Raw genomic sequence first — 25,628 nt, 5'->3', positions numbered from 1 at the left:
TCATCACTATAAAATCTATTCACCATCAATTTACACTAAACTGATAGAGGAAATCGACGGCACTATCGACTCCCGTCACCGCTTCAACATAGAAATCGGTAAGCAATTCATAACGCACGGTAAACTCACCTAATGCATTAAATATTCCGACGCCATACTTCACCTGTAGACCTGGTGCAATATAACCACTTACCGTAACCTGAGAATCATCCCCCGAGCCCGTGGTTCCCAGTTGTAAGTCTTGCACTCCAAAGGCTTCACCAAGCTCACCAACTAACTGACCACTTTTAGCCAAACTTAAACCGATTAATGCAGTCGTCATGGTACTGCCACTTGAACCATCTTCTATTCCTTGGCCGCGTAATAAATATGATAAAGCATTAGTTCGCGACATCGCTGGCTCAGAAAATACTTTAACTTCTGGCGCATCAGCAGGGCCATTCACTTTAATCCCGGCAATCACATCATCTTGAGTATTGTCTGGATTTCGGATCGCTTTAATTGCCACATAAGGTTGATCCGCCGGACCATTCATTAAAATTTTCCCCTCTTTAATGATCAAGTCTTGGCCAAAGGATTGGTAATAACCTTCTTCAATTCTTACTTCACCTAAAATAAATGGGCCTTTATCTTTCTGAGAAACTTTCAAACTTCCTACTAAATAACCTTTTAAACCAAATGCCGACAAACTGACATCATCACCAATATTGATAGTAATATCGCTCTCTATCGCCATTGATAGGCCATTATTCTCTTCTACCGGATTCAGATCTTCATCCAAAATGATTTCATCTTTCGATAAACCTACCGCACTTTCTGGTAGTTCTTCGACTAAAATTCTCCCCCAAGGAATATCAATATTACCGGTGATTTTTGCTAGTGTAGGCGTAATCGCAATGGTGAGGTCTGGTTTTACTTTTAAAGATACCATAGGTGGAGCTTCAACTTTCAGTTCATCACCAAAGGCGCGTAAATTGGCATACCAGTTATTACGCTGCGCCCAATTGGCATGTCCTTGTAGCTGTAAATCACCATCATCGGTTTCTAATGCACTATTTAAGGTCGCCGAATAACCATTAAATTGAGTTTTGACTTCTCCTTGATGAATATCAACCGGGAACAATGGGCCTTCTACTTGAAAATCGTCAATACCAAAATTGCCCAACACTTTAGGATTGAGAATAGGGCCATTAAAATCGAGCTTGGAATTCACATTAGCATTAAGCCGATTTTGCTCACCGAGAAAAGGACGTAAAAAACCAAGATGAATCCCCTCGATAGTATTATCACCATCAATCGACATTTGTTGATCTTGAACATTGGGAATAGTGGCTTGACCTTTGACTTGGCCATTATTAGTTAACGCCAATAACCAACTCATATCGAGCTTATTTTGTTGTAAATTAGCAGATAATTGAATCTTATCCCAAGGAATCGTAAGTGGGGTATCCAATTTCTGAACGACATTACCTTGAGGAATATCAACATCTAACTTCGCCTGCGGTGCTTTATTGTTTGCCCATTTCAGCCAAGCGTTAACATTTAACTCACCATTAATCTCTGTATCTTCAGGAAGGAAAACGGCCAACTCATCAAAAGAAAATTGTTGAATTGACAACGTCACCTCGCCATCGTTACCGACAGAAAGGTCTTTATCTAAACAAATTTTCGAAGGTAGATGTTGCCAACAATGCGCTTGCACACTCACACGTTGAGATGACAATTGATAGCTGATCTCAACGGGATGATCAATCTGCCAGATGGGGTTGGTTTGTTGGTTGGTTTTTGATTCCATTAAGGTAATTTGTGCCGACGCTAATTGCCCTTGCCATGCTTCACTTGGCTTAGTTTGTTGTGGCTTATTTTTTATTCCTCCCTTAACCGCGAGGCTGGTTGAAAATAAATCCGTCATCATATCAAGATCGAGTTGATGCTCTTGCTCATTACCTTTAAAAGCTAAAGTCAGATCTTTGAGTTGATGTTCTTGATATAAACCACCTTGAGCATTCAAGCGAATATCCCCACTTGGTGATGGCAAAGGTGAAACTTGCCCTTTAACTAGCAGCGATTTTAATGTGGCTTCACCTTGCTTCCAATCGATATCGCTGATCGATAAGTCGGTCAAGATTTGCGGCGACTTTTGTTCGCCACGCAACTGAATATTGCCCATCGCTTGGCCTTTTAGCTCTGGAATGGTAGTTTCCAGTTTGGGCATATGAAGCGCTATATTCATATCCCACTGCTGCTCAACCCTACCTTTAATTCTGACACTATTTTTTGCGTGAGAAAGTTTTAATCCGCGAGTTCTAACAATGTATAGGCCTTTGCCATTAAGATCACTGGCATTTAACTGACCTTTTAAAGACAGTGGATAACCACGTAACTTGCCATCTATCGCCAAGCTTGGAAACTGTACTTTCCAACCTCCTTGTGTCGTTAAGTTTCCGGTATTAATTAAGCTGCCGTTGAGGATACCTTCCGCTTGTGGCCATTGCATTCCGGGCTGAATATCACTCAAACCTAAGGTTGCTTTCCAATTTAATGGCGCTTGCCAATTAACCATCGCCTGACCGGTAACATTGCCACCAAGCGTCGCAATATTTAGTTTATGTAATTCAATCTGATCAAGATCGCCCTTTGCATCAAATTCGATATCTGAGGCCGGAATATCCTTACCTGAAACTTGCGAGTTTAAGTCAAATTGATAGCCCTCTAATGAACCACTACCATCTAAATGTTCAATATTAACGTTATAATCAGCTTGTCCTTTAACTGGCCACTGTGCTTTCGCATCTTTAATAGATAAGCTAAATGGTAACGTGGCTTTCAGCGGTTTAAAGTGAGCCTTGATTTTCGCTTCCACTCCCCCCGAAAGTTCACTCGATACATTAAGATTCGCGACACTCCCTTTGGCATCTAAGGTGATCGTCTGGCCTGAATACTCCGCCATTTTGACTAGACCTTTCGCTTGCAGCGTTAACGGGTAATCTCCAGACATGGTTAGCTTGGCATTTGAATCTAAATCGGCCTGTGGCATATCAAGCTTAAGATCTCGGATATCAAGTTGGCTCCCCGTCAGTGAGCCTTTGAAACCTAGATGATTCACTTTAATCGGTGAATCTTGTAGAAAAATAAAGTCATCAACATTAAATTGTTCGACTTGCAAATTGATAGGCAATGCAACTTTAGGTAGAAGAATATCGGGCCGCTGTGCTAATGGGGTTTTATCGACCGACTCAGGCGTTTTGTCAGCCTCATCGGGTGCTAAAATTAAACGAATGGTTTTCCAATTAGTTGGACGCAATCTCAGTGTACGCCCTTGCATATAAAGCCCGGTAGAAAAGTGCTTCCAAGAGGCTTTATAGCCCAAAATATTCAAATCAATATCATTAAGAGTGAGGTGCGTTAGTGACACTGGAATAGGGATGAAAATGGCTGGCATTAATGAGCTACTATCCTCTGGCTCAGTACTTTCAGAAGCAGGCGCATCCGACATTGAAAACTTCAGGCCATCGACCGCGATAGTATCAATACACACTGAGTGCTCAAATAAACAATCAATTGAGGTGGAGAAATCAAAGCGCTTTAATTCCGTCGCAACGCCTAACGTTTCATCGTTATATTGAACATCGTGCAAAGTGAAAGTAGGTAATAAGCTACCTTCGGTGGAGCCCACCTTTAGCTCTGGCACTAATTTTTGCGCTACCCACAAACCACTGTTTAAACCAACATTGGTAAACAACAATAGCGCAACTAATAGCAAAGCAACCAAAACCGTCGTTGGGATCAATAAAATAATGCCAAGTAGCCATTTAAGTAATCGCTTCATTACAACTCAGGACCTAAGGTAAAGTGGATACGGAATTCATCACCATCATCGGCATCTAACCCATAAGCAAAATCTAGACGTACTGGCCCCACAGGAGAAGCCCAGCGCACTCCAAGGCCAACACCTCGTTTCCATTCTGGGGTATCGGTCCAAGCATCACCAACATCTAAAAATGCCGCGCCCCACCAATTGCCGGTTACTCGATATTGATATTCCAAACTAGACGTTGCCATATAAGCACCACCTTCTAGCTCATTGCTACTATTTCTTGGTGAGACTTCTTCATAACCATAGCCACGCAGTGAGTTCACCCCACCGACAAAAAAGCGTAATGATGGTGGTACTTCCGACCAGTTATCAGCAAAAGCGCCTCCTGCGCCTAAGCTAGTCAGAAAGCGATGATTACGACCAATCCCGCGAATCCATCCTGTATGACCTACCACGCGGATAATTCTCGTATCGGATAGTAGTGACGGATCGCCATATTCAAAACTAATACTTTGTTTATCGCCCCACATTGGCATAGTATGACCACGCGTTCTTACTCTGGAGAAGGAAACGCCTGGTAACACAAATAAAGAGTGGCCAAATTCGGATGCTTGCACATAATCTTCATATAATAAACGTAAATAAATGGTTCGATGCCAACCATTATCGTAGAGCCAATGGCGTTCAAACGATAGGTTTTGTTCTTGGCTATTGGTGTCATTATCATCCTCATCTTTAAAGCCGTACTGTACGAGATAATAATCAAGTAGCACATCTTCCAGTGGAATCTTATAGTTAGCAGTAAAGGTTTTTTCAGGTCCCGATAACATCACACTAGCACCGACACTATGACCATATTTATTGAGCCAAGGTTTTTTCCATGAAAGCTTGCCACGTGGACCAACATCGGTGGAATAACCTAAACCAGTTTCTATTTGGTTACGTGTTTGCGGTGAGACTCGAACCTTCATTGGTAATGATTTACCTTCATTTACGCTTTCAATATCTGGCTCCACCGAAATGTTAGCAAACCACTCAGAACTCGATAAGTTTTGGTTAAGCTCACCGACTAAAACCGATTGATATGGTTGACCATTGTCATACGGTACTAACGATTGAACTCGCTTTTTTTCGATTTGACTGCCAGTAATAATGGTTTGGCCAAACACGTAACGTTGACCACTTTGATAACGAAGGTGCACAAAAGCTTGATTTCGACTTGGTGAGACTTGTAAGCGAGTATCAATAAATTGGCCATCAAAATAGCCTTTTTGTAATGCGAGATTACGCAAAGCACTTTTTAACCCTTCATAATTACCGTGATTCAGTACTTGTCCTAAATTTAATTTTGATCGGTCTATTAAACGCATAAAGTCCATATCGGTGGCTGCATCGCCTTCAATTACAATATCACTTTCATAAATGATGGTAGGAATACCCGCATCAACTATCACGATTAATTCGTTATCCGCGTCAGGATCATCCGTATCACTTTCAATTTGAAATTGAATCGTGGGATTGTAATAACCGAGAGCTTTAAGGGCATCGATAATATTTTGCTTAACTCGCGACTGAAAACGCAATGAGGTGGAATACTCACTTTCTTTAATCGCTGATAAATATGAAGAGACATTATCTTTTAACTCACCATCTAAACCGTCAATGGTGAGTTCAGTTTCCGCATAACTCGGTGCTGATGAAAAAATCAGCAAACAGGTCAACAATGAAGCGAGGTGACTATTTTTCATAAGTGAATATTTGTACTCATTGTCAAAACTGCTGTAGTTTGTCATTTCAAAATATTCATAGATTTGAAATGACTACAGAGATTTATCGGTCTATGGTTTGGGACTTATTATAGTATGCAGCTTAAACTACCAGACTTTCCCTGTTCTCAAAAGCCAGATAAGGATTATATATGTCGAATAAAGATAAATTAGTGACTCAAGAAACGGCATTAGCTGGCCGTGATGAAAAAATGCTCATCACAGAGTTACATTATATTAATCAAACAGATTTAACTGCCGACAAACCAACAGGCAGTAAAGAAATATTATTAGGACTCGGATGCTTCTGGGGAGCAGAGCGTGTTTTCTGGCAGCTTGATGGCGTGATCAGCACATCGGTTGGTTATAGTGGTGGTTATACCCCGAACCCCACTTATCAAGAAGTATGTAGCGGAGAAACCGGACATGCAGAGGTAGTACGAGTGATTTTCGATCCTAATCAATTGACTCTACAAGAGTTACTGAGGATCTTTTGGGAGAAACATGACCCAACCCAAGGTATGCGTCAAGGTAATGATATTGGCACTCAATATCGCTCAGCGATTTATACCGAAGACCAAAACGATCTCGCGATGGCAGAACAAAGTAAAGCGACTTACCAACAAGCAATTGGTGAATCTTTAAGTAAAAATATCACCACTGAATTGGCGGTAATGAGTGACTACTACCTCGCGGAGACTTACCACCAACAATATTTAGCAAAAAATCCACAAGGCTACTGTGGCATCGGTGGCACTGGAGTGTGCTTCCCATCGAATCTAGCTTAAACACTTCGCGTAAGAGAGACTGCATAAACAGGCTTAACGTTCTAAGCCTGTTTTCTTATATCCCGATTTAAGACTCCATCGATAATTGATGAATCGCCAAGTTGACCTCTTTCATAATCTTCAGTTGTTTCTTATTCGACACATCCGGCAAGAGCACTTTACCTTGGTCGAAATAAAATTCCCCCACCCCTTTGATTCCAAAGTGTCCTTTAAATACCACTTTTACAAAACGAGCAATTTGAAGTGGGCGATAACGATTAAAAATTGGCTGCATGTTCATTAGTCTATCCAGATTATTGTTATTTGCGATAACGTCTTAACAGGCTCAGAGAGCATTTCAATAGCGCTGAAGTGCCACATATTGATGTGCTATTACTATTTATAATTGTTCATAAATATATAGTGCCTAAAACTCAATAAGGCCACATTGATACAGTAAAATTGCTGCAAATTCGTGACAAAGAGCAAATGCAAATTTTGCAGTATTTGCTTATAGTCAAAAAAGTGATGCAAAATTAGAGCCAGACAACATTTCACACTTTTCAAGTCTATTTATGCGCTATTATATGAGGACTTCCTCACTTTTTAAGTATCTAACTAGGTAGACAACTATGATAAGAAAACTATCCATTGCCCTCTTTTTGAGCATGCTTTCACTTACTGCAAGTGCAAATAATATTCAAATTGGTCGCAGTGTACCGGCAGTAGCAGTAGAAAAAGGCGGTGAGATTTTCATGCAAAATGATGATTTCAACTACTTACCCTGGAATACTGAATTACTACTCGGCAAGGTTCGTGTTATTCAAGCGATAGCAGGAAGAAGTGGGGCGAAAGCCATGAATGCACCTCTAATGGAAGCAATTACACATGCAAAGTTTCCAGAAGATAAGTACCAAACCACCACGATTATTAACCAAGATGATGCAATTTGGGGCACTGGATCATTTGTAAAATCATCAGCAGAAGATGGCAAGAAAGATTTTTCTTGGTCTTCAATGGTATTAGATCAAGAAGGGGTAGTGGCAAAACAATGGCAACTAACGCCAGAGTCTTCAACTATTATTGTTCAAGACAAAACTGGTCGAGTTCTTTTCAATCAAGATGGCGAACTGACTGAGCAACAAATTAACCAAGTTCTACAACTTATCAAGCAAAACCTATAAGTGATACATATTGTAATAATATAACATTCTCTTGCCAGATACATAATTGTTATAGTATAACAGTTATCTATCTGGTGAGAATGTGAGCCATAACGCTTACTCTCACACTCCATATTTATTCAGTGAGATCTCGACAATGCATAAAAATATTCTTATTCCTTCTATCTTATCTGCAAGTCTATTCGGCCTATCTAGTGCTGCTGTCGCGGACTCTCAACATGAATTTAGTCAACATCAAGCCCATGTTCATGGAATTGTCACCTTCAACATGGTGCAAGATGACAATGATTTTCTAATCGAAATTGAATCTCCAGGGCAAGACATCTTAGGTTTTGAGCATGCGCCAAGCAGCCAAGCAGAAAAGCAAGCCTATCAACAAGCGGTTGCCTTACTTAAACAACCTAACCAGTTATTCACTTTAGCTGCTGCGGCTAATTGCCAGCCTGTTGATTTCTTAGTCAAAGACAACATAGGTCAAGATGAACACGATCATGATAACCATGCAGAGCATCATGATGAGCATGATCACGACCACGACCACGACCACGACCACGACCACGACCACAAGCATGGCGCATTTACCCTGCAATACCAGTACCAATGTGAAAATATTCCTCAGTTATCTCAAATTGATACTCAATGGTTTAGTCACTTCCCAGCAAGCCAAACCATTGAAGTTAATCTATTAACTGACAGTGCTCAAAAACACATTGAACTCAAGCAACCACAGCAAACCATTACATGGTAAAATAGTGGCTCAAAAAATTAACGTTGCGCGATTAGTCTCAGGATTAATCGCGTTGTTATTTGATTAAAAGACAAGCTGAAAAGAGACCAAGATGACGATACCTCTTGCGATAGAACTTAAACAGGTCAGCTTTACTTGGCCGAAACAATCCACACCTACCCTAGTGATAGATCAATTGGCAATTAAGCCTCAGCAACATGTATTTATTCAAGGGCCCAGCGGTTGTGGAAAATCGACCTTGTTAAGCTTATTAACCGGAATAATGACTCCGCAATCAGGTCAAGTTCGTATTCTCGATAAGCAACTCAATCTGTTATCGCAAGCAGAACGAGACAAATTTCGCGCTCGACATATTGGCTACATCTTTCAGCAATTTAATCTACTGCCTTACCTATCAGTACTAGAAAATGTCTTACTGCCTTGCCGCTTTTCTCGCGATCGTAAAGCCAAAGCTGAACAACAAAGTTCCTCTTTAGAGCAACAAGCAAAGCAATTACTCTCTCGGTTACATTTACCTGTATCGTGTTTTGAACAACCGATCAATGAACTGAGTATTGGCCAACAACAACGAGTCGCCGCCGCCCGAGCATTAATCGGTCAACCCGAAATCATCATTGCCGATGAACCAACTTCTGCTCTAGATCAAGATAATCGCCAAGCTTTTATTGAGCTATTAATTGAAGAGGCTAATCAATCAGGTGCCACGGTGATTTTTGTTAGCCATGATTCTAGTTTGCGTCGTTACTTTGAGGTCTATGTTGACTTACCAACCATTAACCAAATCAGCCTAGTGAACCCACAACAAGAGGCAAACGAATGAGTGCGATTATCTCTCTTGCTTGGAAGAGCTTACTCAACCGTAAAACTACCGCCATACTCACCATCATTACGGTAGCTATTTCAGTAGTATTGTTACTAGGTGTAGAAAAAATCCGTACCCAAGCGAAAAGCAGCTTTGCTAACACCATATCAAGTACCGATCTCATTGTTGGGGCTCGCTCAGGTGAAGTAAATTTATTGCTTTATTCAGTATTTCGCATTGGTAATGCTACCAATAATATCGGCTGGCAAAGCTATCAAGATATCGCAACTCTGCCACAAGTTAAGTGGGCAATTCCGATTTCTCTGGGGGATTCACACCGCGGCTTTCGCGTAATGGGGACCAATCAGGACTACTTTAAATTCTACCGATACGGAAGTAAGCAACCACTCACTTTCTCTCAAGGGGAAGTTTTTCATAGCTTATTTGAAACCGTAATTGGCTCGGATGTAGCCAAGAAACTCAACTACCAAATCGGTGATGACATTATTATAGCGCATGGCATCAGTGATAAGTCTTTTACTCGCCACAAAAACTTACCTTTCACCATTACTGGTATTTTAGCACCAACTGGAACTCCCGTAGATAAAACCGTACATGTTTCATTAAGTGCGATTGAAGCCATTCATGTTGGTTGGGAGTCCGGTGCACATCTTGGCCAAACACCAAATAAAAAAGTATTAGAACAGCAAACCTTTGAGCCTAAAGAGATCACTGCCTTCATGCTAGGCCTGAACTCGAAAATTCAAACCTTTATGCTGCAAAGACAAATCAATAATTACAACAAAGAACCTTTAAGTGCCATTTTACCCGGTATCGCATTAAGTGAATTATGGGGCATGATGTCGGTAGCAGAGCAAGCCTTAATAGTAATCTCTGGGTTTGTGGTCATTGCCGGGCTACTAGGTATGTTGACGAGTTTACTGACCGGACTACAAGAACGTCGCCGCGAAATGGCGATTTTACGTGCTATGGGAGCGCAACCTAAGCATATCTTCTTCTTACTGATGAGTGAAGCAAGTTTATTAACCTTATTTGGTATCACGGTTGGAACAGGAATACTCTACCTTGTGTTAGCCGCTTGCGCCCCCATCATAGAGCATCAATATGGCGTCAAAATTGCGTTAACCGCTTTATCCCAACATGACCTTATGTTACTACTACTGGTACAAATTTCAGGAGTCGTGATCGGACTATTCCCATCACTTAAGGCATATCGTCATTCGGTCGCAGATGGAATGACCATAAAGGTATAAAAATGCAAACTATCGCCATTCAACCTTTTCAATCAAACCATCTCATCAATAGATTCTTATGGCTAAGTATACTATTGGTGTGTCTTTTCGTGCCTCTCACAGCTCATGCAACACAAAAACAAGAACCATTGAAACTTGACTGGATAGACTTAGTTCCAGTCAATGAACAAAAGAACTTTGATAAACTCGGCATGCCAGATCCCAGCAATCATACTGGCGGTAAGGCAAAACAAAACCCAATTGGTAATACTCGCCCTGAACTCAATAACAGTTATGTCAAAATTCCTGGCTTTGTTATCCCGCTAGAAGGCGATGAAAATACTATTACCGAGTTTTTATTAGTGCCATATTTTGGGGCTTGTATCCACGTACCACCACCACCGCCAAACCAGATTATTTATGTCAAATTTCCAAAAGGTGCACCAGTTCAACAATTATGGGATGTGGTGTACGTAGTAGGTAAATTAGAAACTCAAGTGCTGGATCATGAACTGGCTCAGACAGGTTATACCTTACAAGGTGATGCCATCGAAGAATATGACGATATGTAGCCAGCCCAAATAACTAAGTAAATAACGACAAGGAAGCTCAACGGCTCCCTTTTTGCTTCTACTATCGGTTAACTCGGTTAACTCGGTTAAGCAATTATCGCTCTATCTCGTAACTGATGTAGACAAATCTCCACCAGCTCATCTAACGGTTTATCGCCTGCTGGCAAATCAATTTCAGGATGTTGTGGTGCTTGATACTCAGAATCAATACCAGTGAAATTTGGGATCTCACCAGCTCTCGCTTTCTTGTATAAACCTTTCGGATCGCGCTTTTCACACACGTCTAAAGGCGCATTAACGAACACCTCAATAAACTCACCATCGGGAAGTAAATTACGCACCATTTGGCGTTCAGAGCGATGTGGAGAAATAAATGCCGACAGTACAATCAAACCGGCATCAGCCATCAATTTGGCTAACTCACCAATACGACGAATATTTTCTCGACGATCTTGAGATGAAAACCCTAAATCACTGCATAAACCATGACGCACATTATCACCATCCAACAAATAGGTGTGATATCCCAAGCTAGCCAGTTGAGACTCTAATGCCCCAGCGACCGTCGATTTTCCCGCACCCGATAAACCAGTAAACCAAAGCACCACTGGCTTTTGATTTTTTAATTCAGAGCGCGTTTGCTTGGTCACCTGATGCTGGTGCCAAATGACATTTTCGTCTTTATTCAAAATGGTCATTAATAGATTCCATGTTACTTAGCCTAGCCTTACGATCATATCGAAGAGTTAGCGTTAAAAAGGAAAAAAATAAGGAATTAGCGTCAATGTCACGATCGAATAAACAATCGATATTGGCACTCCTATCTTAATAAAATCGTTAATATGGTAATTACCGACACTGTAAACTAGTAGGTTAGTTTGGTAACCATAAGGCGAAATAAAGCTGGCGCTCGCCCCAAACAACACCGCCATGATGAATGGCATAGGATCGACGCCATAACCTATTGCCATGCTATAACCAATAGGAAAAGCTAACGCGGCTGCGGCATTATTAGTAATCAACTCTGTTAAAATAAGCGTCAATAAATAAGTGGCAATAACCGCGCCCATTGGCCCTCCGCCATTAAACAAATAAATGAACAAATCACCCATTTGTTTAGACAGGCCTGAAGACATCATTAACTGCGCCAAACACAACGCAGCCCCCACGATCACCACAATATCGATAGGAAAACGACGCCTGAGTTCACTAATGCCTACTACCCCGAGTACTAACATCACTACAATGTAACCAGCTAATCCTTTGATAATAGGAATCGCTCCTACCAGTGATAACCCTATAACCGCAGCAAAACCAAATAAAGCAATCGCTGATTTAGTTCGATCTAGCTTAGCACTCGAATCAAGATCGTTAATCAACACAAACTCTTTGCCATGATCTTGACGTGCAGAGTGAAAGCCTTTTCCTGGAACCAAGACTAAAGTATCGCCAGCGGCCAGTTTTACATTGCCTAAGCCACCTTCTAAACGCTCGTGACCGCGACGAATCGCCACGACTACTGCATCAAAACGATCACGGAATTGGCTCGACTTTAAAGTCTTATTGCAAATCGAAGCCGACTGGCTCACCACGACTTCAATGAAGCTTTGTCCATTCAGGTGGTGCTGGCCAAATAAGGTAATGCCGGGGATCTCTTGTAATGTGGCAACGCTTTCAACATCACCACAAAACAACAGACGATCATTTTCAAGCAATACCAGATCTGGTGTCACCGATGCGATAGTCACCCCATCGCGGATCACTTCAGCTAAAAATAACTTACGTAACGCTCTCAAGTGATTTTGGGCAATGCTTTTACCAATTAAAGGCGATCCGGTTTCCACTCGAGCTTCTAAAAAGTAAGGAAGATCATCTTGCTCATACACATCGCTATGTGGCAATAAATAACTCAATGGAATCAGTACTAAAACCCCAATCATTAAAATTGCTAAACCAATGCAGGTTGGAGCAAAAAAGCTAAGGCTCGGCAATCCTGCATCCACAACAAAGCTATTAATAATTAAATTCGTTGAAGTACCAATTAAAGTTAAAGTACCACCAAGAATAGCGGCGTAAGATAATGGAATTAATAATCGTGATGGGGCGTGAGAGTTATTGCGCTTAATCGCACCAATCAAGGACACCACTACCGCAGTATTATTGGTAAAAGAAGAAAGAAAAGCGGTCGAAAAGCCAAGTTTCGCCACTACACTGCCCAATCGACCTGATGAAATATGGAGACTAATCCAACTGATCAAACGGGTTTTCTCTAAAGCACATGACGCTAAGATCAACAGTACTAACGTCAATAAGGATGAATTCGTAAAGTTCTTTACGATGCCATCCAAATCTACCGCGCCTGTCATAAAGGCGACTAACGCGGCAGTAGCGAAAATAAAGCTCGGCTTAATCTTGGTGAAGATTAAACTACCAATAATGGCAATTAACAGCAGTAACACCAACCATTTATCCCATATGGTAAACTCCACCATAATCTTGCCTTACTTCTTTTGATCGTTAAGAGAAGACGAATCAAAAAGCTGACCAATATCTTTCGCTCCCCAATGAGGGAAATGCTTGCGGATCAGTGCATTGAGCTCAACTTCAAAACTTGATGAAGTAGGCGTCGTGATTTGCTGTTCAATTAAACACTCACGTACCATACCTGCACCGACAGTAACGTTGGTTAAGCGATCGATAATGATAAAACCACCGGTATCCGCACACTCCGTGTATTTATCTAAAGCGACGGTTTCAGTTAATGAAATCTCACATAAACCAATACCATTTAATGGTAATTCCGTCGCATCAAACTCTTCCAATTTATTGATATCGTACTGATGCTTAATCGATTCCAGTTGCCCTACCGTTTGTTTACCAGCCACTTTAATATCGTATTGACGACCCGCAGCGAAAGGCTGATCAGTCATCCATACCACATCGGCTAAAAACTGATTAGTGGCTTTGATAGTCGCCCCTGTTGGCACTAATAAGTCACCGCGGCTAATATCAATTTCATCTTCTAAAGTAACGGTTACCGCTTGGCCTGCTCGAGCAGAGTCTAAATCACCATCAAAGGTGACAATGCGAGCAACTTTAGAACTTTTACCAGAAGGTAAAGCGGTCACACTATCGCCAACAGTAATTGTTCCATTGGCAATGGTGCCAGCAAAACCACGGAAATCGAGATTAGGGCGATTAACATATTGCACCGGTAAGCGGAACTCACCTTGAGTATGCTCTTGGCTTAAATCAATATCTTCTAAGATTTTCAGTAGTGGTTGACCTTGATACCAAGCAAGGTTCTGGGTCTGGTCGACAACGTTATCGCCTTCCAATGCTGAAATCGGGATCAGTTTAATATTGATATCTGGATTGAGATTTTTAGAGAACTCTAAGTATTCTTCACGAATATCGTTAAAACGTTGTTCAGAGTATTCCACCAAATCCATTTTATTCACCGCAACAACAAAGTGGCGAATCCCTAATAAACTAGAAATAAATGAATGGCGACGAGTTTGATCTAATACCCCTTTACGGGCATCAATCAAGATCACGGCAACATCACAAGTCGAAGCACCAGTGGCCATATTACGGGTGTATTGCTCATGCCCCGGAGTATCGGCAATGATGAATTTACGTTTCTTGGTTGAGAAATAACGGTACGCGACATCAATAGTAATGCCTTGTTCACGTTCGGCTTGCAACCCATCGACCAATAATGCTAAGTCAGGTCTCTCACCGGTGGTACCAACACGTTGGCTATCGCTATTCACTGCGGCTAATTGATCTTCATAAATCTGCTTTGAATCGTGGAGAAGGCGACCAATTAAAGTACTTTTGCCATCATCAACAGAGCCACAGGTTAAAAAACGCATCAATGATTTATATTGATGCTGGGTGAGATAACCTTCGATGCCCAATTCAGCCAGTTCGGCTTCAACAACTGCGTTCATAATAAAATCCTTTTGATAACTTAATGGGCTTAGAAGTAGCCTTGGCGTTTTTTTAGCTCCATCGATCCTGACTGATCATGGTCGATCGCGCGCCCCTGACGTTCACTGGATGTCGCCACCAACATTTCTTGAATGATCTCTGGCAAAGTTGCCGCCTCCGATTCGATCGCGCCAGTTAATGGGTAGCAACCTAAAGTACGGAAACGCACACTCTTATGCTCAACCTTTTCACCTTCTTCGAATTGAAAACGCTCATCATCGACCATAATCAGCATACCGTCACGATTAACTACAGGTCTTACGGCTGAAAGGTACAGAGGAACAATCTCAATATTTTCTAAGTAGATGTATTGCCAAATATCCAATTCCGTCCAATTTGAAAGTGGGAAAACACGAATACTTTCGCCTTTATTCACCTGGCCGTTATAAGTATGCCAAAGCTCTGGGCGCTGGTTTTTCGGGTCCCAAGTATGGTGTTTATCGCGGAATGAGTAGACACGCTCTTTAGCACGAGACTTTTCTTCATCACGACGAGCACCGCCAAATGCTGCATCAAAGCCATATTTATTTAGTGCTTGCTTCAAGCCTTGAGTTTTCATGATATCGGTATGTTTCGATGAACCGTGAACAAAGGGATTACACCCCATCGATAACCCTTCAGGATTCTTATGTACCAATAAATCAAAGCCATATTTCTTAGCAGTGCGATCACGAAATTCAATCATTTCTTTGAATTTCCAATCCGTATCCACATGCAAAAGAGGGAAAGGGATTTTGCCTGGATAAAAAGCTTTACGTGCTAGATGCAGCATAACCGCTGAATCTTTACCGATTGAATACATCATTACAGGATTATCAAACTCGGCAGCCACTTCACGGATAATATGAATACTCTCCGCTTCAAGTTGCTGTAAATGGGTTAAACGTTCTTGTTCCATGATTCATGTCCTTGCGCTAAATGCGTTTAATATTCAACGATGTGGCTCCTAACTAGAGCTAAATCGCAATCGGCTGAGTTGAATTTTGTTGTTTATCTTGAGAGGAAAACCAAGAGAGCTTTGATGACAGACTCACCACTTCACCAATCACAATTAAAGATGGTGACTGGGCATGTTCAGCGAGGCTCGCTAACTCGGATAAGGTTCCAATAAGCACTTTTTGTTTAGCTTGAGTACCACGTTCAATGATGGCAATTGGGGTATTGATTTCTCGACCATGTTCAATTAATTGCTGCTGGATATGAGAAGACTTCATCAATCCCATATAGATCACGAGAGTTTGACGGCCACGAGCAAGCGTTGACCATTCAATCTGATCATCTTCAGATTTTAAATGACCAGTGATAAACATGGCAGATTGGGCGTAGTCACGATGTGTCAACGGGATCCCAGCATAAGCAGTCGCACCAGCCGCTGCGGTAATACCAGGAATAACTTCAAAACCAATACCTTCATCAGCTAACACTTCCAATTCCTCACCACCACGACCAAATATGAATGGATCGCCACCTTTAATGCGAGCAACCTTGTAGCCTTGTTGAGCAAAGTCAACCAATAGCTGATTGGTTTTATGCTGAGGCACACTGTGGTGTCCCGCTTTCTTACCGACACAAACTAAAATGGTATCATTAGGAATAAGAGCCATAATCTCATCGGAAACCAAGTAGTCATACAGCACCACATCTGCTTGTTGCAGGTAAGATAAAGCTTTCAAAGTTAAAAGTTCAGCATCACCAGGTCCTGCACCAATAAGCACAACTTGACCAGACTTCAATTGACTGTGACTAAAACTTAGCAAGCTCTTTGCTTGGCTAGCTTGGTTTGCTGCTGCACTGCTTCCCTTCCTATTTGGGAATAAAGTAATCGTATCCATACTACTAGCTCTTCTCGACTGAATGCTTATTAGGCAATCATTATGACGATCAGATGTTATTACCTGAAATGCTAAAATTTCATTTTTTATTCGAATAACTGCTAAGGGAATATAAAAGCTACTTATAAATGAAAACAAATAGACGACCAAGACAGGTGGGATATAGCTTGACTGGACGATTAAGTCGATTATCTTAGTTTGTCTTACTGACCAACTAAGCCAAAGAGAAGTGTTTTTATGCAATGGATTTGTAAATCTTTCGACCAACTTACCACTCACGAACTCTACCAATTACTAAAACTGCGTGTGGATGTGTTTGTGGTTGAACAAACATGCCCTTATCCAGAGCTCGATGGCAAAGATCAGCTTAAAGGTGTTTATCAACTATTAGGCTATCAAGATAATCAATTAATTGCTTGCGCTCGTTTGCTTAAAAAAGGCATAAGCTTTGATAACGCAAGTATTGGAAGAGTAGCGACTGACATAAACCACAGAGGTAACGGTTTAGGACATCAACTGATTCAAACCGCAATTGAGTATAGTGTTCAACTATGGGGAAATATTGATATTACCATTGGCGCACAAGCTCATCTTGAGCACTATTATGCTAAACATGGATTCAAGAAGGTTTCAGAGGAATATCTAGAAGATGATATTCCTCATATTGATATGACAAGAAGCGCATAGTAATACTGAAATTATTCCATACTGCGTGCAAAGCCACCACTGGATAAGCGGAAAAACATCACTGAGCCATCTTCTTTTTCTATTCTAAGAATATCTAAATCGCCACGATTTGTGAGTTTAAAGCGAACTAATTGGCCATATTGAATATGGCTCAACGGTTGGTCCTTACCTTGAATTTCAACCAGCTGATTCAAATCTGATAGTGGTAAATCATTGTTGCGGAAGATCTGCGAAAGTGTATCTCCTTTCTGTACGATATAGTCATTCCAAGGCTCAGGCCCAGCATTATTACTCACCTTACGCTCAGTCTGATCTTCTTCATCCGCTTCAGGCCCACTTAATTGTACACGCTTTTCGCTTTTCTCAACTTTTGGCTTAGGTTTAGTTGCTGCCGTTTCTTCACCGTTAATCACCAAAGGCACCGTCATACGTAACGGCTTATCTGGTTTGACGCTAACCTCATCAGTTTGAAGTTCTGAAGATTTTTCACTAGGAAGTAGCAGCAAGACAATGACGAGTGGAATAAGTACCATCAAAATACGCTGATGCAATTTAGGCAAAGAATGCCAAGCATCAATAACTCTAATCACAAGCTCTGATTGGATAAACTTATCCCTTATGACTTGTGTACGACTTTGGTTATTTTTTTTACGTTGGTTCACGTGGCATCATCCTAATATTATTTGCGTCAAGGATATTCAATAAACTAATCGTTTTGTCAGTATATTACAAAATTTTCTACAGCTGTAACTGTTAAGCTCATATTACTAACAAAGTTTCATCTATTGATCAGAACTGATATTCTTAGTGCTTCATTTAAGCAAACAAGAGATTCGCATGTCTGACGTTAAACTAGAAACTATTGAACAAAAAGCAAGTTACGGTATTGGTCTTCAAATGGGTCAACAACTTGCAGGAAGTGGCCTAGAAGGTCTAAATGTTGCCGCTATCGCTAAAGGTATCGCAACATCATTAACAGGTGACATGCCTGAAATCGAAGTTGATGATATTAACAATGCACTTCGTGAGCTTCATACCCGCGCAGAAGCTTTACGTGCTGAAGCAGCAAAAGCGGCAGCAGCAGATGGCGAAGTATTCTTAAAAGATAATGCTCTACGTCCTGAAGTAACGGTTCTAGAGTCTGGTCTTCAATACGAAGTGATCACTGAAGGTACTGGTGAAATCCCAACATCAGACAAGCAAGTACGCGTACACTACCACGGTCAATTAACTGACGGTACAGTATTTGATAGCTCGGTATCTCGCGGTCAACCTGCTGAATTCCCAGTAACTGGCGTTATCGCTGGTTGGGTTGAAGCACTACAGCTTATGCCTGTTGGTTCAAAATGGAAACTGTACATCCCACAAGATCTTGCTTACGGTGAGCGTGGCGCAGGTGCAGCAATTCCTCCTTTTGCGGCTCTAGTATTTGAAGTTGAGCTTCTTGCTATCCTATAACAATCGTTTATAGGTTGTTAATAAGTATAAAAGCAGCGATCGCTGCTTTTTTTATACATAAAAAACAGTTATAACTATGTCCTACATTAATATATGGAATTCAGTTATGAAAAAACTCACCCTTACCCTTATCTCTGCCAGCCTTGTCATCTCATCACCAAGCTATGCATTATTTGGACTAAGCGAAGAAAATACAGATGTTGTGACTAAACTTGCTTCTCAAGCTCAAAGTAGTAGCGAATTAGTTAACTCACTAAAAAATCAATTAGGAGTATCTACCGAGCAAGCTGCCGGCGGAGCGGGAGCTCTATTAGCAATGGCTTCAAATGAATTATCTGGCAGCACTGGAGAAGAGTTCTCAGGATTATCATCTAATCTTAGTGGTATTTTAGATAGTGCTAAATCAGCGAGTAACACATTAGATAGTATGGCCGCGGTTAAAAGTGTTTTTGAAAAATTAGGCCTAGATAGCTCAATGGTAGAACAATATGTCCCAATCGTACTGAATTATTTAGGTGACGAAGGCGCAAGCAGTGGATTATTAAGCTCATTAACTAGCCTTTGGAAATAACTGCTTTTATATAGATTAAAACTTTAATTGTTCACTCTATATTTTAGACATAAAAAAACGCCGAGTAATAATACTCGGCGTTTTTTATTTATTTAACTGTGCTTATTCAGCAGCTTCTTCAGCTGCTGCTTCTGGACGGTCAACAAGCTCAATGTATGCCATTGGCGCTTTATCACCGCTACGGAAGCCAGCTTTTAGGATACGAGTGTAACCGCCTTGACGGGCAGCAAAACGTGGACCTAATTCATTAAATAATTTTGCTACAACTTCGTTATCACGAGTGCGAGCAAATGCTAGACGACGGTTAGCAACGCTGTCAGTCTTAGCTAGTGTAATCAAAGGCTCAACTACGCGGCGAAGCTCTTTTGCCTTAGGCAAAGTTGTCTTGATAACTTCATGACGAACTAGAGAGCTAGCCATGTTGCTAAACATCGCTTTACGATGGCTGCTGTTGCGGTTGAGTTGACGACCACTCTTACGATGGCGCATGACCTAATCCTTCTAACTAATATCAATTAATCTTCAGCAATCGACGCTGGTGGCCAGTTTTCTAAGCGCATACCTAGAGACAGACCGCGCGACGCTAGAACATCTTTAATCTCTGTTAAAGACTTCTTACCAAGGTTTGGCGTTTTAAGAAGCTCAACCTCGGTACGCTGTACAAGATCACCGATGTAGTGAATCGCTTCTGCTTTCAAGCAGTTAGCAGAGCGAACTGTTAGTTCAAGATCGTCTACAGGACGCAGTAGAATAGGATCGAACTCCGGCTTCTCTTCTTTCTCTTCTGGAACACGTACATCACGAAGATCTACGAATGCATCCAATTGTTCAGCTAAAATAGTAGCTGCACGACGGATAGCTTCCTCAGGTTCTAAAGTGCCATTTGTTTCCATATCGATAACAAGCTTGTCTAAATCAGTACGTTGTTCTACACGTGCTGCTTCTACAACGTAGGCGATTTTATCAACCGGGCTATATGTAGCATCAACAAGTAAACGACCGATTGGACGCTCATCTTCTTCAGTATGGATACGAGCTGAAGACGGAACATAACCACGACCACGTTGAACTTTAATACGCATAGCGATTTCAGATTTGTCATCCGTTAGGTGACAAATAACGTGTTCTGGGTTAGCGATCTCTACATCACCATCATGGATGATGTCACCTGCAACAACAGGGCCCGAGCCTGATTTTTTTAGTGTAATAAACACTTCATCTTTGCCTTCGGCAACGCTCACAGCAAGACCTTTCAGGTTAAGAAGGATCTCAAGGATATCTTCTTGAACGCCTTCTTTGGTGCTGTACTCGTGTAGAACGCCTTCAATCTCAACTTCTGTTACAGCACAACCTGGCATAGAAGATAAAAGAATACGGCGAAGTGCATTACCTAAAGTGTGGCCAAAACCACGCTCTAAAGGCTCAAGAGTTACTTTTGCATGTGTCGTGCTGATTTGTTCGATGTCAACAAGACGTGGCTTAAGAAATTCTGTTACAGAACCCTGCATTGTGTCCTCTCTTTTGTTTAAACCTTACTTAGAGTAAAGTTCGACGATCAAGTGTTCGTTGATGTCAGCAGATAGATCAGAACGCTCTGGGATACGTTTGAAAGTACCTTCCATCTTGCTAGCATCTACTTCAATCCAAGTTGGTTTTTCGCGTTGTTCAGCAACTTCTAGAGCAGCTTTAATACGTGATTGCTGTTTAGCTTTCTCACGAATAGAAACAACGTCGTTAGCCGTAACTTTGAATGAAGGAACGTTAACTACTTTGCCGTTTACTAGGATAGCTTTATGGCTAACTAGCTGACGTGATTCAGCGCGAGTAGCACCGAAACCCATGCGGTATACGACATTATCTAAACGACCTTCAAGAAGTTGAAGCAGGTTTTCACCTGTATTGCCTTTAAGGCGTGCAGCTTCTTTGTAGTAGTTGCGGAATTGTTTTTCTAGAACGCCATACATACGACGAACTTTTTGCTTCTCACGAAGCTGAACGCCAAACTCAGATAAACGACCGCGACGAGCGCCGTGTACACCTGGTGCGTTATCAATTTTACACTTGGTATCGATCGCGCGGACACCTGACTTAAGGAATAAGTCAGTACCTTCACGACGACTAAGCTTCAGCTTAGGGCCCAAATATCTTGCCATGATCTTTCTCCAATATTCCTAGAAACGAATTAAACGCGACGTTTCTTAGGTGGACGACAACCGTTATGAGGGATCGGAGTTGCATCAACGATGTTAGTGATGCGGTAACCCAATGCGTTTAAAGCACGGATAGTAGACTCACGACCAGGACCTGGGCCCTTAACCATAACTTCCAAGTTCTTTAGGCCATATTCTTTGGCCATTTCACCTGCGCGTTCAGCAGCAACCTGTGCAGCAAACGGCGTAGATTTACGAGAACCACGGAAACCTGAACCACCTGCAGTAGCCCAAGAAAGAGCATTACCTTGACGGTCAGTGATGGTCACGATTGTGTTGTTAAAAGAAGCATGGATGTGCGCTACGCCATCTGCTACTTGCTTGCGAACGCGTTTACGCGTGCGTGTTGGTTGTTTTGCCATTGTACTCTCTACCTTATCCGATTATTTTTTGATCGGCTTGCGCGGACCCTTACGAGTGCGTGCGTTGGTTTTAGTACGCTGTCCACGTAGTGGTAGACTGCGACGATGACGAAGACCGCGGTAACAGCCAAGGTCCATAAGACGCTTGATGTTCATCGATACTTCACGACGTAGATCACCTTCTACAGTGTATTTAGCTACACCATCACGCAGTTGATCAATCTGCTCTTCAGTTAGTTCACTGATCTTAACATCTTCAGCAATACTCAGTTCAGCTAAAATAGCTTGAGAACGAGTTTTACCGATGCCGTAGATCGCAGTTAATGCGATAACAGCGTGTTTATGATCAGGAATGTTAATGCCTGCTATACGGGCCACTATTCACTCCTAGTACTTATATAAAGAATTATCCGCTGCAAAGCCCGTCGAGGATACGCAGCGGCATACTACTTCTTTTGCACGCAAAAGGTAGGCCGAGGAATATACTCGGCCTGCCCTCATATTTCAAGTAAAAATTTCTGCTAATTAGCCTTGGCGTTGTTTATGCTTTGGCTCACTGCAAATTACACGCACAACACCGTTGCGCTTGATAACTTTACAGTTACGGCAGATTTTTTTAACGGAAGCACGAACTTTCATTGCTAAACTCCGTAATGAAATCTGAACTATACCTACTGTTATTAGCGGTTATAGTTTTTCAGATTCGCTTTTTTCAACACAGAATCATACTGCTGAGACATCAGATGAGTCTGTACCTGTGCCATAAAGTCCATGATTACTACCACTACGATAAGTAGTGAAGTACCACCGAAATAGAACTTAACGTTCCATGCGGTCATCATAAACTGTGGGACTAGACAAATAAAGGTAATATATAAAGCACCAACTAATGTTAAACGAGTCATTACTTTATCTATATATCTTGCTGTCTGCTCACCTGGGCGGATGCCGGGTACGAATGCACCGGACTTCTTCAAATTATCTGCTGTTTCACGAGGGTTAAATACCATCGCTGTATAAAAGAAACAAAAGAAAATAATTGCTGTCGCATAAAGTATTATATACAACGGTTGACCTGGACTTAGTGCCAAAGACACATCCGTTAACCAACCAAATGTTTTACTTTCACCATTTTGGCCAAGCCATTGAGCTAGAGTACCTGGAAACAGGATAATACTTGAAGCAAATATAGCAGGGATTACACCCGCCATGTTTATCTTCAATGGTAAATGCGTACTTTGTGCTGCAAACACTTTACGACCTTGTTGACGCTTCGCATAGTTAACGACAATACGACGTTGACCACGTTCCATGAAAACAACGAAATAAATAACAGCGAACGCAACCACAGCGATTAACAATAGAAGAAGCACGTTCAATTCACCTTGACGCGCTTGCTCAATTGTATGTCCGATTGCAGCTGGCAACCCAGCAACAATACCCGTGAAAATAATCAACGAAATACCGTTACCAATTCCACGCTCAGTAATTTGTTCACCTAACCACATTAAGAACATGGTGCCGGTTACTAAACTGATGGTAGCAATGATTGTGAACATGGTTTGATCGATAACGACCAGATTTTGGACCATATTCGGCAGACCAGTTGCAATACCAATTGCTTGGAAAGTTGCTAGTACAAGCGTGCCATAGCGTGTGTATCGGCTTATCTTACGACGGCCTGCTTCACCCTCTTTCTTGAGTTCCGCTAACGCTGGATGAACTACAGTTAGCAATTGGACAACAATCGAGGCCGAAATATACGGCATGATGCCCAATGCTAATATAGATGCACGCGAAAGAGCACCACCAGAGAACATGTTAAACATTTCAATGATGGTACCTTTTTGCTGTTCGAACAAATCGGCAAGTACAGCCGCATCAATACCAGGAATCGGCACAAAAGAGCCAGCTCGGAATACCAAAAGCGCGAGGATTACGAATAATAAACGCGATTTTAATTCACCAGTACCCTGTTTAGCAGTACTGAAATCTTGTCCTGGTTTTTTAGCCATCTGTACCTATCCTTCGAAGATTAAGCTTCGATTTTACCGCCAGCAGCTTCGATAGCAGCTACAGCACCTTTAGTCACACGTAGACCTTTAACAGTTACTGGCTTGCTGATTTCACCAGAAAGAACAACTTTAACAAACTCGATGTTCTTAGTGATTACGTTAGCAGCTTTTAAGCTGTCAAGATCAATAACGTCAGCCGTTACTTTCGCTAGCTCAGCTAGACGAACTTCAGCAGTCACTAGGCTCTTACGAGAAGTGAAACCGAATTTTGGTAGACGTTGTTTCAAAGGCATTTGACCACCTTCAAAACCTGGACGAACACTGCCGCCAGAACGTGATTTTTGACCTTTGTGACCGCGGCCACCAGTTTTACCTAGTCCAGAACCGATACCACGACCTAAACGCTTCTTAGAAGGTTTAGAACCCGCAGCCGGTGATAGAGTATTCAAACGCATTCTGATTACTCCCCAACTTTAACCATGTATTGAACTTTGTTGATCATGCCGCGTACGCAAGCAGTATCTTCAAGTTCAACAGTGTGGTTGATTCGACGAAGGCCTAGTCCACGCAAAGTAGCTTTGTGCTTTGGTAGGCGACCAATTGAGCTTTTAGTTTGAGTTACTTTAATAGTTGCCATGTGTTCTTACTCCGAAATAGATTCAACAGTTAGACCACGTTTAGCAGCAACCATTTCTGGTGACTTCATGCCGCTCAAACCATCGATCGTTGCACGAACGATGTTGATAGGGTTCGTAGAACCGTACGCTTTCGCAAGTACGTTATGAACACCTACAACTTCAAGTACTGCACGCATTGCACCACCGGCAATGATACCTGTACCTTCAGAAGCTGGTTGCATGTAAACTTTAGAGCCTGTGTGGCGACCTTTCACCGAATGGTGAAGAGTGCCTTCGTTAAGAGCGATAGTAACCATGTTACGACGCGCTTTTTCCATTGCTTTTTGAATCGCAGCTGGTACTTCACGAGCTTTGCCGTAACCGAAACCAACGCGACCATTACCATCACCAACGACAGTTAGTGCAGTAAAGCTAAAGATTCGACCACCTTTAACCGTTTTAGCAACACGGTTAACAGCGATTAGCTTTTCATTCAAATCTGAAGCTTGTTGTTCTTGTTTAGCCATCTTCCAACCCTACCTTAGAATTTCAGACCAGCTTCACGTGCAGAATCTGCAAGTGCCGCCACTCGACCGTGGTATTGGAAACCAGAACGATCGAAAGCCACATCTGAGATGCCTTTTTCGATAGCGCGCTCAGCAATAGCTTTACCTACAGCTTTAGCAGCGTCAACGTTACCAGTATTCTTAACTTGCTCACGGATCGCCTTTTCTACAGTAGAAGCAGAAGCGATAACCACAGAGCCGTTTGGTGCGATAACCTGAGCGTACACATGACGTGGAGTACGGTGTACTACTAGGCGGTTTGCACCTAGCTCAGCAATCTTACGACGTGCACGTGTAGCACGACGGATGCGAGATGCTTTCTTATCCATAGTGTTACCTTACTTCTTCTTAGCTTCTTTAGTACGCACATTTTCATCTGCGTAACGAACACCTTTGCCTTTATAA

The 25,628-nt window shown here is 41.8% G+C and carries 29 protein-coding genes and 1 pseudogene; 9 read left to right on the top strand and 21 right to left on the bottom strand.

Going from position 1 to position 25,628, the window contains the following annotated elements:
* Positions 1-25: 25 nt before the first annotated feature.
* Together ACN0T8_RS07280 and ACN0T8_RS07275 are read right to left on the bottom strand one after the other, a co-directional pair.
* Complete coding sequence (locus ACN0T8_RS07280) at positions 26-3,829, bottom strand: translocation/assembly module TamB domain-containing protein (RefSeq protein ID WP_417879976.1); 3,804 nt, start codon at positions 3,827-3,829, stop codon at positions 26-28.
* Entirely contained in the window at positions 3,829-5,565 is a 1,737-nt protein-coding gene (locus ACN0T8_RS07275) for an autotransporter assembly complex protein TamA (protein WP_417879975.1), read from the bottom strand. The genes ACN0T8_RS07280 and ACN0T8_RS07275 overlap by 1 nt, the downstream gene beginning before the upstream one ends.
* A gap of 170 nt (positions 5,566-5,735) precedes the next feature.
* On the opposite strand from ACN0T8_RS07275, the gene msrA reads away from it, so the two are divergent.
* Positions 5,736-6,371 (top strand): peptide-methionine (S)-S-oxide reductase MsrA, encoded by a 636-nt coding sequence (gene msrA / locus ACN0T8_RS07270; RefSeq protein WP_417879974.1) that lies wholly within the window; start codon positions 5,736-5,738, stop codon positions 6,369-6,371.
* Between the two features lie 67 nt (positions 6,372-6,438).
* On the opposite strand, the gene ACN0T8_RS07265 is transcribed toward msrA, so the two are convergent.
* Positions 6,439-6,651: a DUF1107 family protein gene (locus ACN0T8_RS07265; RefSeq protein WP_156888759.1), complete on the bottom strand. Its 213-nt coding sequence runs from the start codon at positions 6,649-6,651 to the stop codon at positions 6,439-6,441.
* 331 nt (positions 6,652-6,982) lie between these two features.
* Here ACN0T8_RS07265 and ACN0T8_RS07260 point away from each other — a divergent pair, with 331 nt between their 5' ends.
* From ACN0T8_RS07260 to ACN0T8_RS07240, 5 genes are all read left to right on the top strand, one after another.
* Positions 6,983-7,534 (top strand): YtfJ family protein, encoded by a 552-nt coding sequence (locus tag ACN0T8_RS07260; protein ID WP_417879973.1) that lies wholly within the window; start codon positions 6,983-6,985, stop codon positions 7,532-7,534.
* A gap of 82 nt (positions 7,535-7,616) precedes the next feature.
* Positions 7,617-8,282, top strand: a complete 666-nt coding sequence (gene zrgA, locus ACN0T8_RS07255; protein ID WP_417879972.1) for a zinc uptake protein ZrgA — start codon at positions 7,617-7,619, stop codon at positions 8,280-8,282.
* Between the two features lie 91 nt (positions 8,283-8,373).
* Positions 8,374-9,102, top strand: coding sequence for an ABC transporter ATP-binding protein (locus tag ACN0T8_RS07250; protein ID WP_417879971.1), 729 nt, complete (start codon positions 8,374-8,376; stop codon positions 9,100-9,102).
* The gene (locus tag ACN0T8_RS07245) at positions 9,099-10,358 is read left to right on the top strand and encodes an ABC transporter permease (RefSeq protein WP_417879970.1); all 1,260 of its coding nucleotides are present in this window, start codon (positions 9,099-9,101) and stop codon (positions 10,356-10,358) included. Before ACN0T8_RS07250 ends, ACN0T8_RS07245 begins: the two co-directional genes overlap by 4 nt.
* Before the next feature lie 2 nt (positions 10,359-10,360).
* Positions 10,361-10,909 carry a DUF3299 domain-containing protein gene (locus tag ACN0T8_RS07240; RefSeq protein ID WP_417879969.1) on the top strand — a complete coding sequence of 183 codons (549 nt, stop codon included), beginning with the start codon at positions 10,361-10,363 and terminating at the stop codon, positions 10,907-10,909.
* An 86-nt stretch (positions 10,910-10,995) separates the two neighbouring features.
* On the opposite strand, the gene cysC is transcribed toward ACN0T8_RS07240, so the two are convergent.
* The 5 genes from cysC to cobA are packed head-to-tail and all read right to left on the bottom strand — an operon-like array spanning position 10,996 to position 16,737.
* Complete coding sequence (gene cysC / locus ACN0T8_RS07235) at positions 10,996-11,607, bottom strand: adenylyl-sulfate kinase (RefSeq protein ID WP_417879968.1); 612 nt, start codon at positions 11,605-11,607, stop codon at positions 10,996-10,998.
* 54 nt (positions 11,608-11,661) lie between these two features.
* On the bottom strand, positions 11,662-13,401 hold the full coding sequence (locus ACN0T8_RS07230; protein ID WP_417879967.1) for an SLC13 family permease: 1,740 nt from the start codon (positions 13,399-13,401) through the stop codon (positions 11,662-11,664).
* Positions 13,402-13,410: 9 nt separating this feature from the next.
* Positions 13,411-14,865 (bottom strand): sulfate adenylyltransferase subunit CysN, encoded by a 1,455-nt coding sequence (gene cysN / locus ACN0T8_RS07225; RefSeq protein WP_417879966.1) that lies wholly within the window; start codon positions 14,863-14,865, stop codon positions 13,411-13,413.
* 29 nt (positions 14,866-14,894) lie between these two features.
* Positions 14,895-15,803: a sulfate adenylyltransferase subunit CysD gene (cysD, locus tag ACN0T8_RS07220; protein ID WP_417879965.1), complete on the bottom strand. Its 909-nt coding sequence runs from the start codon at positions 15,801-15,803 to the stop codon at positions 14,895-14,897.
* Positions 15,804-15,861: 58 nt separating this feature from the next.
* Positions 15,862-16,737 carry a uroporphyrinogen-III C-methyltransferase gene (cobA, locus tag ACN0T8_RS07215; protein ID WP_417879964.1) on the bottom strand — a complete coding sequence of 292 codons (876 nt, stop codon included), beginning with the start codon at positions 16,735-16,737 and terminating at the stop codon, positions 15,862-15,864.
* Positions 16,738-16,974: 237 nt separating this feature from the next.
* On the opposite strand from cobA, the gene ACN0T8_RS07210 reads away from it, so the two are divergent.
* Positions 16,975-17,424: a GNAT family N-acetyltransferase gene (locus tag ACN0T8_RS07210; protein ID WP_417879963.1), complete on the top strand. Its 450-nt coding sequence runs from the start codon at positions 16,975-16,977 to the stop codon at positions 17,422-17,424.
* Positions 17,425-17,435: 11 nt separating this feature from the next.
* On the opposite strand, the gene ACN0T8_RS07205 is transcribed toward ACN0T8_RS07210, so the two are convergent.
* Complete coding sequence (locus ACN0T8_RS07205) at positions 17,436-18,086, bottom strand: LysM-like peptidoglycan-binding domain-containing protein (protein ID WP_417879962.1); 651 nt, start codon at positions 18,084-18,086, stop codon at positions 17,436-17,438.
* Positions 18,087-18,261: 175 nt separating this feature from the next.
* Here ACN0T8_RS07205 and ACN0T8_RS07200 point away from each other — a divergent pair, with 175 nt between their 5' ends.
* Positions 18,262-18,882 carry an FKBP-type peptidyl-prolyl cis-trans isomerase gene (locus ACN0T8_RS07200; RefSeq protein ID WP_417879961.1) on the top strand — a complete coding sequence of 207 codons (621 nt, stop codon included), beginning with the start codon at positions 18,262-18,264 and terminating at the stop codon, positions 18,880-18,882.
* Positions 18,883-18,988: 106 nt separating this feature from the next.
* Complete coding sequence (locus tag ACN0T8_RS07195; protein WP_417879960.1) at positions 18,989-19,453, top strand: DUF2780 domain-containing protein; 465 nt, start codon at positions 18,989-18,991, stop codon at positions 19,451-19,453.
* Between the two features lie 102 nt (positions 19,454-19,555).
* Here ACN0T8_RS07195 and rplQ read toward each other — a convergent pair whose 3' ends face one another.
* The 12 genes and pseudogenes from rplQ to ACN0T8_RS07135 form a co-directional block, all read right to left on the bottom strand.
* On the bottom strand, positions 19,556-19,942 hold the full coding sequence (gene rplQ / locus ACN0T8_RS07190) for a 50S ribosomal protein L17 (RefSeq protein ID WP_417879959.1): 387 nt from the start codon (positions 19,940-19,942) through the stop codon (positions 19,556-19,558).
* A 26-nt stretch (positions 19,943-19,968) separates the two neighbouring features.
* Positions 19,969-20,961, bottom strand: a complete 993-nt coding sequence (locus ACN0T8_RS07185; RefSeq protein ID WP_417879958.1) for a DNA-directed RNA polymerase subunit alpha — start codon at positions 20,959-20,961, stop codon at positions 19,969-19,971.
* Positions 20,962-20,985: 24 nt separating this feature from the next.
* On the bottom strand, positions 20,986-21,606 hold the full coding sequence (rpsD, locus tag ACN0T8_RS07180) for a 30S ribosomal protein S4 (RefSeq protein ID WP_027697909.1): 621 nt from the start codon (positions 21,604-21,606) through the stop codon (positions 20,986-20,988).
* 29 nt (positions 21,607-21,635) lie between these two features.
* On the bottom strand, positions 21,636-22,025 hold the full coding sequence (gene rpsK, locus ACN0T8_RS07175; RefSeq protein ID WP_027697910.1) for a 30S ribosomal protein S11: 390 nt from the start codon (positions 22,023-22,025) through the stop codon (positions 21,636-21,638).
* Positions 22,026-22,046: 21 nt separating this feature from the next.
* Entirely contained in the window at positions 22,047-22,403 is a 357-nt protein-coding gene (gene rpsM, locus ACN0T8_RS07170; RefSeq protein ID WP_027697911.1) for a 30S ribosomal protein S13, read from the bottom strand.
* Between the two features lie 147 nt (positions 22,404-22,550).
* A complete protein-coding gene (rpmJ, locus tag ACN0T8_RS07165) occupies positions 22,551-22,664 on the bottom strand; it encodes a 50S ribosomal protein L36 (RefSeq protein ID WP_000868186.1) in 114 nt (37 codons plus the stop codon).
* 41 nt (positions 22,665-22,705) lie between these two features.
* The gene (secY, locus tag ACN0T8_RS07160; protein ID WP_417879957.1) at positions 22,706-24,040 is read right to left on the bottom strand and encodes a preprotein translocase subunit SecY; all 1,335 of its coding nucleotides are present in this window, start codon (positions 24,038-24,040) and stop codon (positions 22,706-22,708) included.
* A 20-nt stretch (positions 24,041-24,060) separates the two neighbouring features.
* On the bottom strand, positions 24,061-24,495 hold the full coding sequence (gene rplO / locus ACN0T8_RS07155) for a 50S ribosomal protein L15 (RefSeq protein ID WP_027697913.1): 435 nt from the start codon (positions 24,493-24,495) through the stop codon (positions 24,061-24,063).
* Between the two features lie 5 nt (positions 24,496-24,500).
* A complete protein-coding gene (rpmD, locus tag ACN0T8_RS07150; protein ID WP_417879956.1) occupies positions 24,501-24,677 on the bottom strand; it encodes a 50S ribosomal protein L30 in 177 nt (58 codons plus the stop codon).
* A gap of 6 nt (positions 24,678-24,683) precedes the next feature.
* The gene (gene rpsE / locus ACN0T8_RS07145) at positions 24,684-25,184 is read right to left on the bottom strand and encodes a 30S ribosomal protein S5 (protein WP_027697915.1); all 501 of its coding nucleotides are present in this window, start codon (positions 25,182-25,184) and stop codon (positions 24,684-24,686) included.
* 14 nt (positions 25,185-25,198) lie between these two features.
* The gene (rplR, locus tag ACN0T8_RS07140; RefSeq protein WP_027697916.1) at positions 25,199-25,552 is read right to left on the bottom strand and encodes a 50S ribosomal protein L18; all 354 of its coding nucleotides are present in this window, start codon (positions 25,550-25,552) and stop codon (positions 25,199-25,201) included.
* A gap of 9 nt (positions 25,553-25,561) precedes the next feature.
* Positions 25,562-25,628 (bottom strand): annotated as a pseudogene (locus ACN0T8_RS07135) (50S ribosomal protein L6); the annotation flags it as partial.

The organism is Vibrio sp. (genome assembly GCF_048266485.1).
Taxonomy (GTDB): domain Bacteria; phylum Pseudomonadota; class Gammaproteobacteria; order Enterobacterales; family Vibrionaceae; genus Vibrio.
The sequence above is the reverse complement of the archived record's forward strand: the minus strand, read 5'-3'. Positions and strand labels throughout refer to the sequence as shown.

Coding starts and splice junctions, on each gene's coding strand:
- ACN0T8_RS07280 (WP_417879976.1), bottom strand. CDS start 3,829: ATGAAGCGATTACTTAAATGGCTACTTGGCATTATTTTATTGATCCCA.
- ACN0T8_RS07275 (WP_417879975.1), bottom strand. CDS start 5,565: ATGAAAAATAGTCACCTCGCTTCATTGTTGACCTGTTTGCTGATTTTT.
- msrA (WP_417879974.1), top strand. CDS start 5,736: ATGTCGAATAAAGATAAATTAGTGACTCAAGAAACGGCATTAGCTGGC.
- ACN0T8_RS07265 (WP_156888759.1), bottom strand. CDS start 6,651: ATGAACATGCAGCCAATTTTTAATCGTTATCGCCCACTTCAAATTGCT.
- ACN0T8_RS07260 (WP_417879973.1), top strand. CDS start 6,983: ATGATAAGAAAACTATCCATTGCCCTCTTTTTGAGCATGCTTTCACTT.
- ACN0T8_RS07250 (WP_417879971.1), top strand. CDS start 8,374: ATGACGATACCTCTTGCGATAGAACTTAAACAGGTCAGCTTTACTTGG.
- ACN0T8_RS07245 (WP_417879970.1), top strand. CDS start 9,099: ATGAGTGCGATTATCTCTCTTGCTTGGAAGAGCTTACTCAACCGTAAA.
- ACN0T8_RS07240 (WP_417879969.1), top strand. CDS start 10,361: ATGCAAACTATCGCCATTCAACCTTTTCAATCAAACCATCTCATCAAT.
- cysC (WP_417879968.1), bottom strand. CDS start 11,607: ATGACCATTTTGAATAAAGACGAAAATGTCATTTGGCACCAGCATCAG.
- ACN0T8_RS07230 (WP_417879967.1), bottom strand. CDS start 13,401: ATGGTGGAGTTTACCATATGGGATAAATGGTTGGTGTTACTGCTGTTA.
- cysN (WP_417879966.1), bottom strand. CDS start 14,865: ATGAACGCAGTTGTTGAAGCCGAACTGGCTGAATTGGGCATCGAAGGT.
- cysD (WP_417879965.1), bottom strand. CDS start 15,803: ATGGAACAAGAACGTTTAACCCATTTACAGCAACTTGAAGCGGAGAGT.
- cobA (WP_417879964.1), bottom strand. CDS start 16,737: ATGGATACGATTACTTTATTCCCAAATAGGAAGGGAAGCAGTGCAGCA.
- ACN0T8_RS07210 (WP_417879963.1), top strand. CDS start 16,975: ATGCAATGGATTTGTAAATCTTTCGACCAACTTACCACTCACGAACTC.
- ACN0T8_RS07200 (WP_417879961.1), top strand. CDS start 18,262: ATGTCTGACGTTAAACTAGAAACTATTGAACAAAAAGCAAGTTACGGT.
- ACN0T8_RS07195 (WP_417879960.1), top strand. CDS start 18,989: ATGAAAAAACTCACCCTTACCCTTATCTCTGCCAGCCTTGTCATCTCA.
- rplQ (WP_417879959.1), bottom strand. CDS start 19,942: ATGCGCCATCGTAAGAGTGGTCGTCAACTCAACCGCAACAGCAGCCAT.
- ACN0T8_RS07185 (WP_417879958.1), bottom strand. CDS start 20,961: ATGCAGGGTTCTGTAACAGAATTTCTTAAGCCACGTCTTGTTGACATC.
- rpsD (WP_027697909.1), bottom strand. CDS start 21,606: ATGGCAAGATATTTGGGCCCTAAGCTGAAGCTTAGTCGTCGTGAAGGT.
- rpsK (WP_027697910.1), bottom strand. CDS start 22,025: ATGGCAAAACAACCAACACGCACGCGTAAACGCGTTCGCAAGCAAGTA.
- rpmJ (WP_000868186.1), bottom strand. CDS start 22,664: ATGAAAGTTCGTGCTTCCGTTAAAAAAATCTGCCGTAACTGTAAAGTT.
- secY (WP_417879957.1), bottom strand. CDS start 24,040: ATGGCTAAAAAACCAGGACAAGATTTCAGTACTGCTAAACAGGGTACT.
- rplO (WP_027697913.1), bottom strand. CDS start 24,495: ATGCGTTTGAATACTCTATCACCGGCTGCGGGTTCTAAACCTTCTAAG.
- rpmD (WP_417879956.1), bottom strand. CDS start 24,677: ATGGCAACTATTAAAGTAACTCAAACTAAAAGCTCAATTGGTCGCCTA.
- rpsE (WP_027697915.1), bottom strand. CDS start 25,184: ATGGCTAAACAAGAACAACAAGCTTCAGATTTGAATGAAAAGCTAATC.
- rplR (WP_027697916.1), bottom strand. CDS start 25,552: ATGGATAAGAAAGCATCTCGCATCCGTCGTGCTACACGTGCACGTCGT.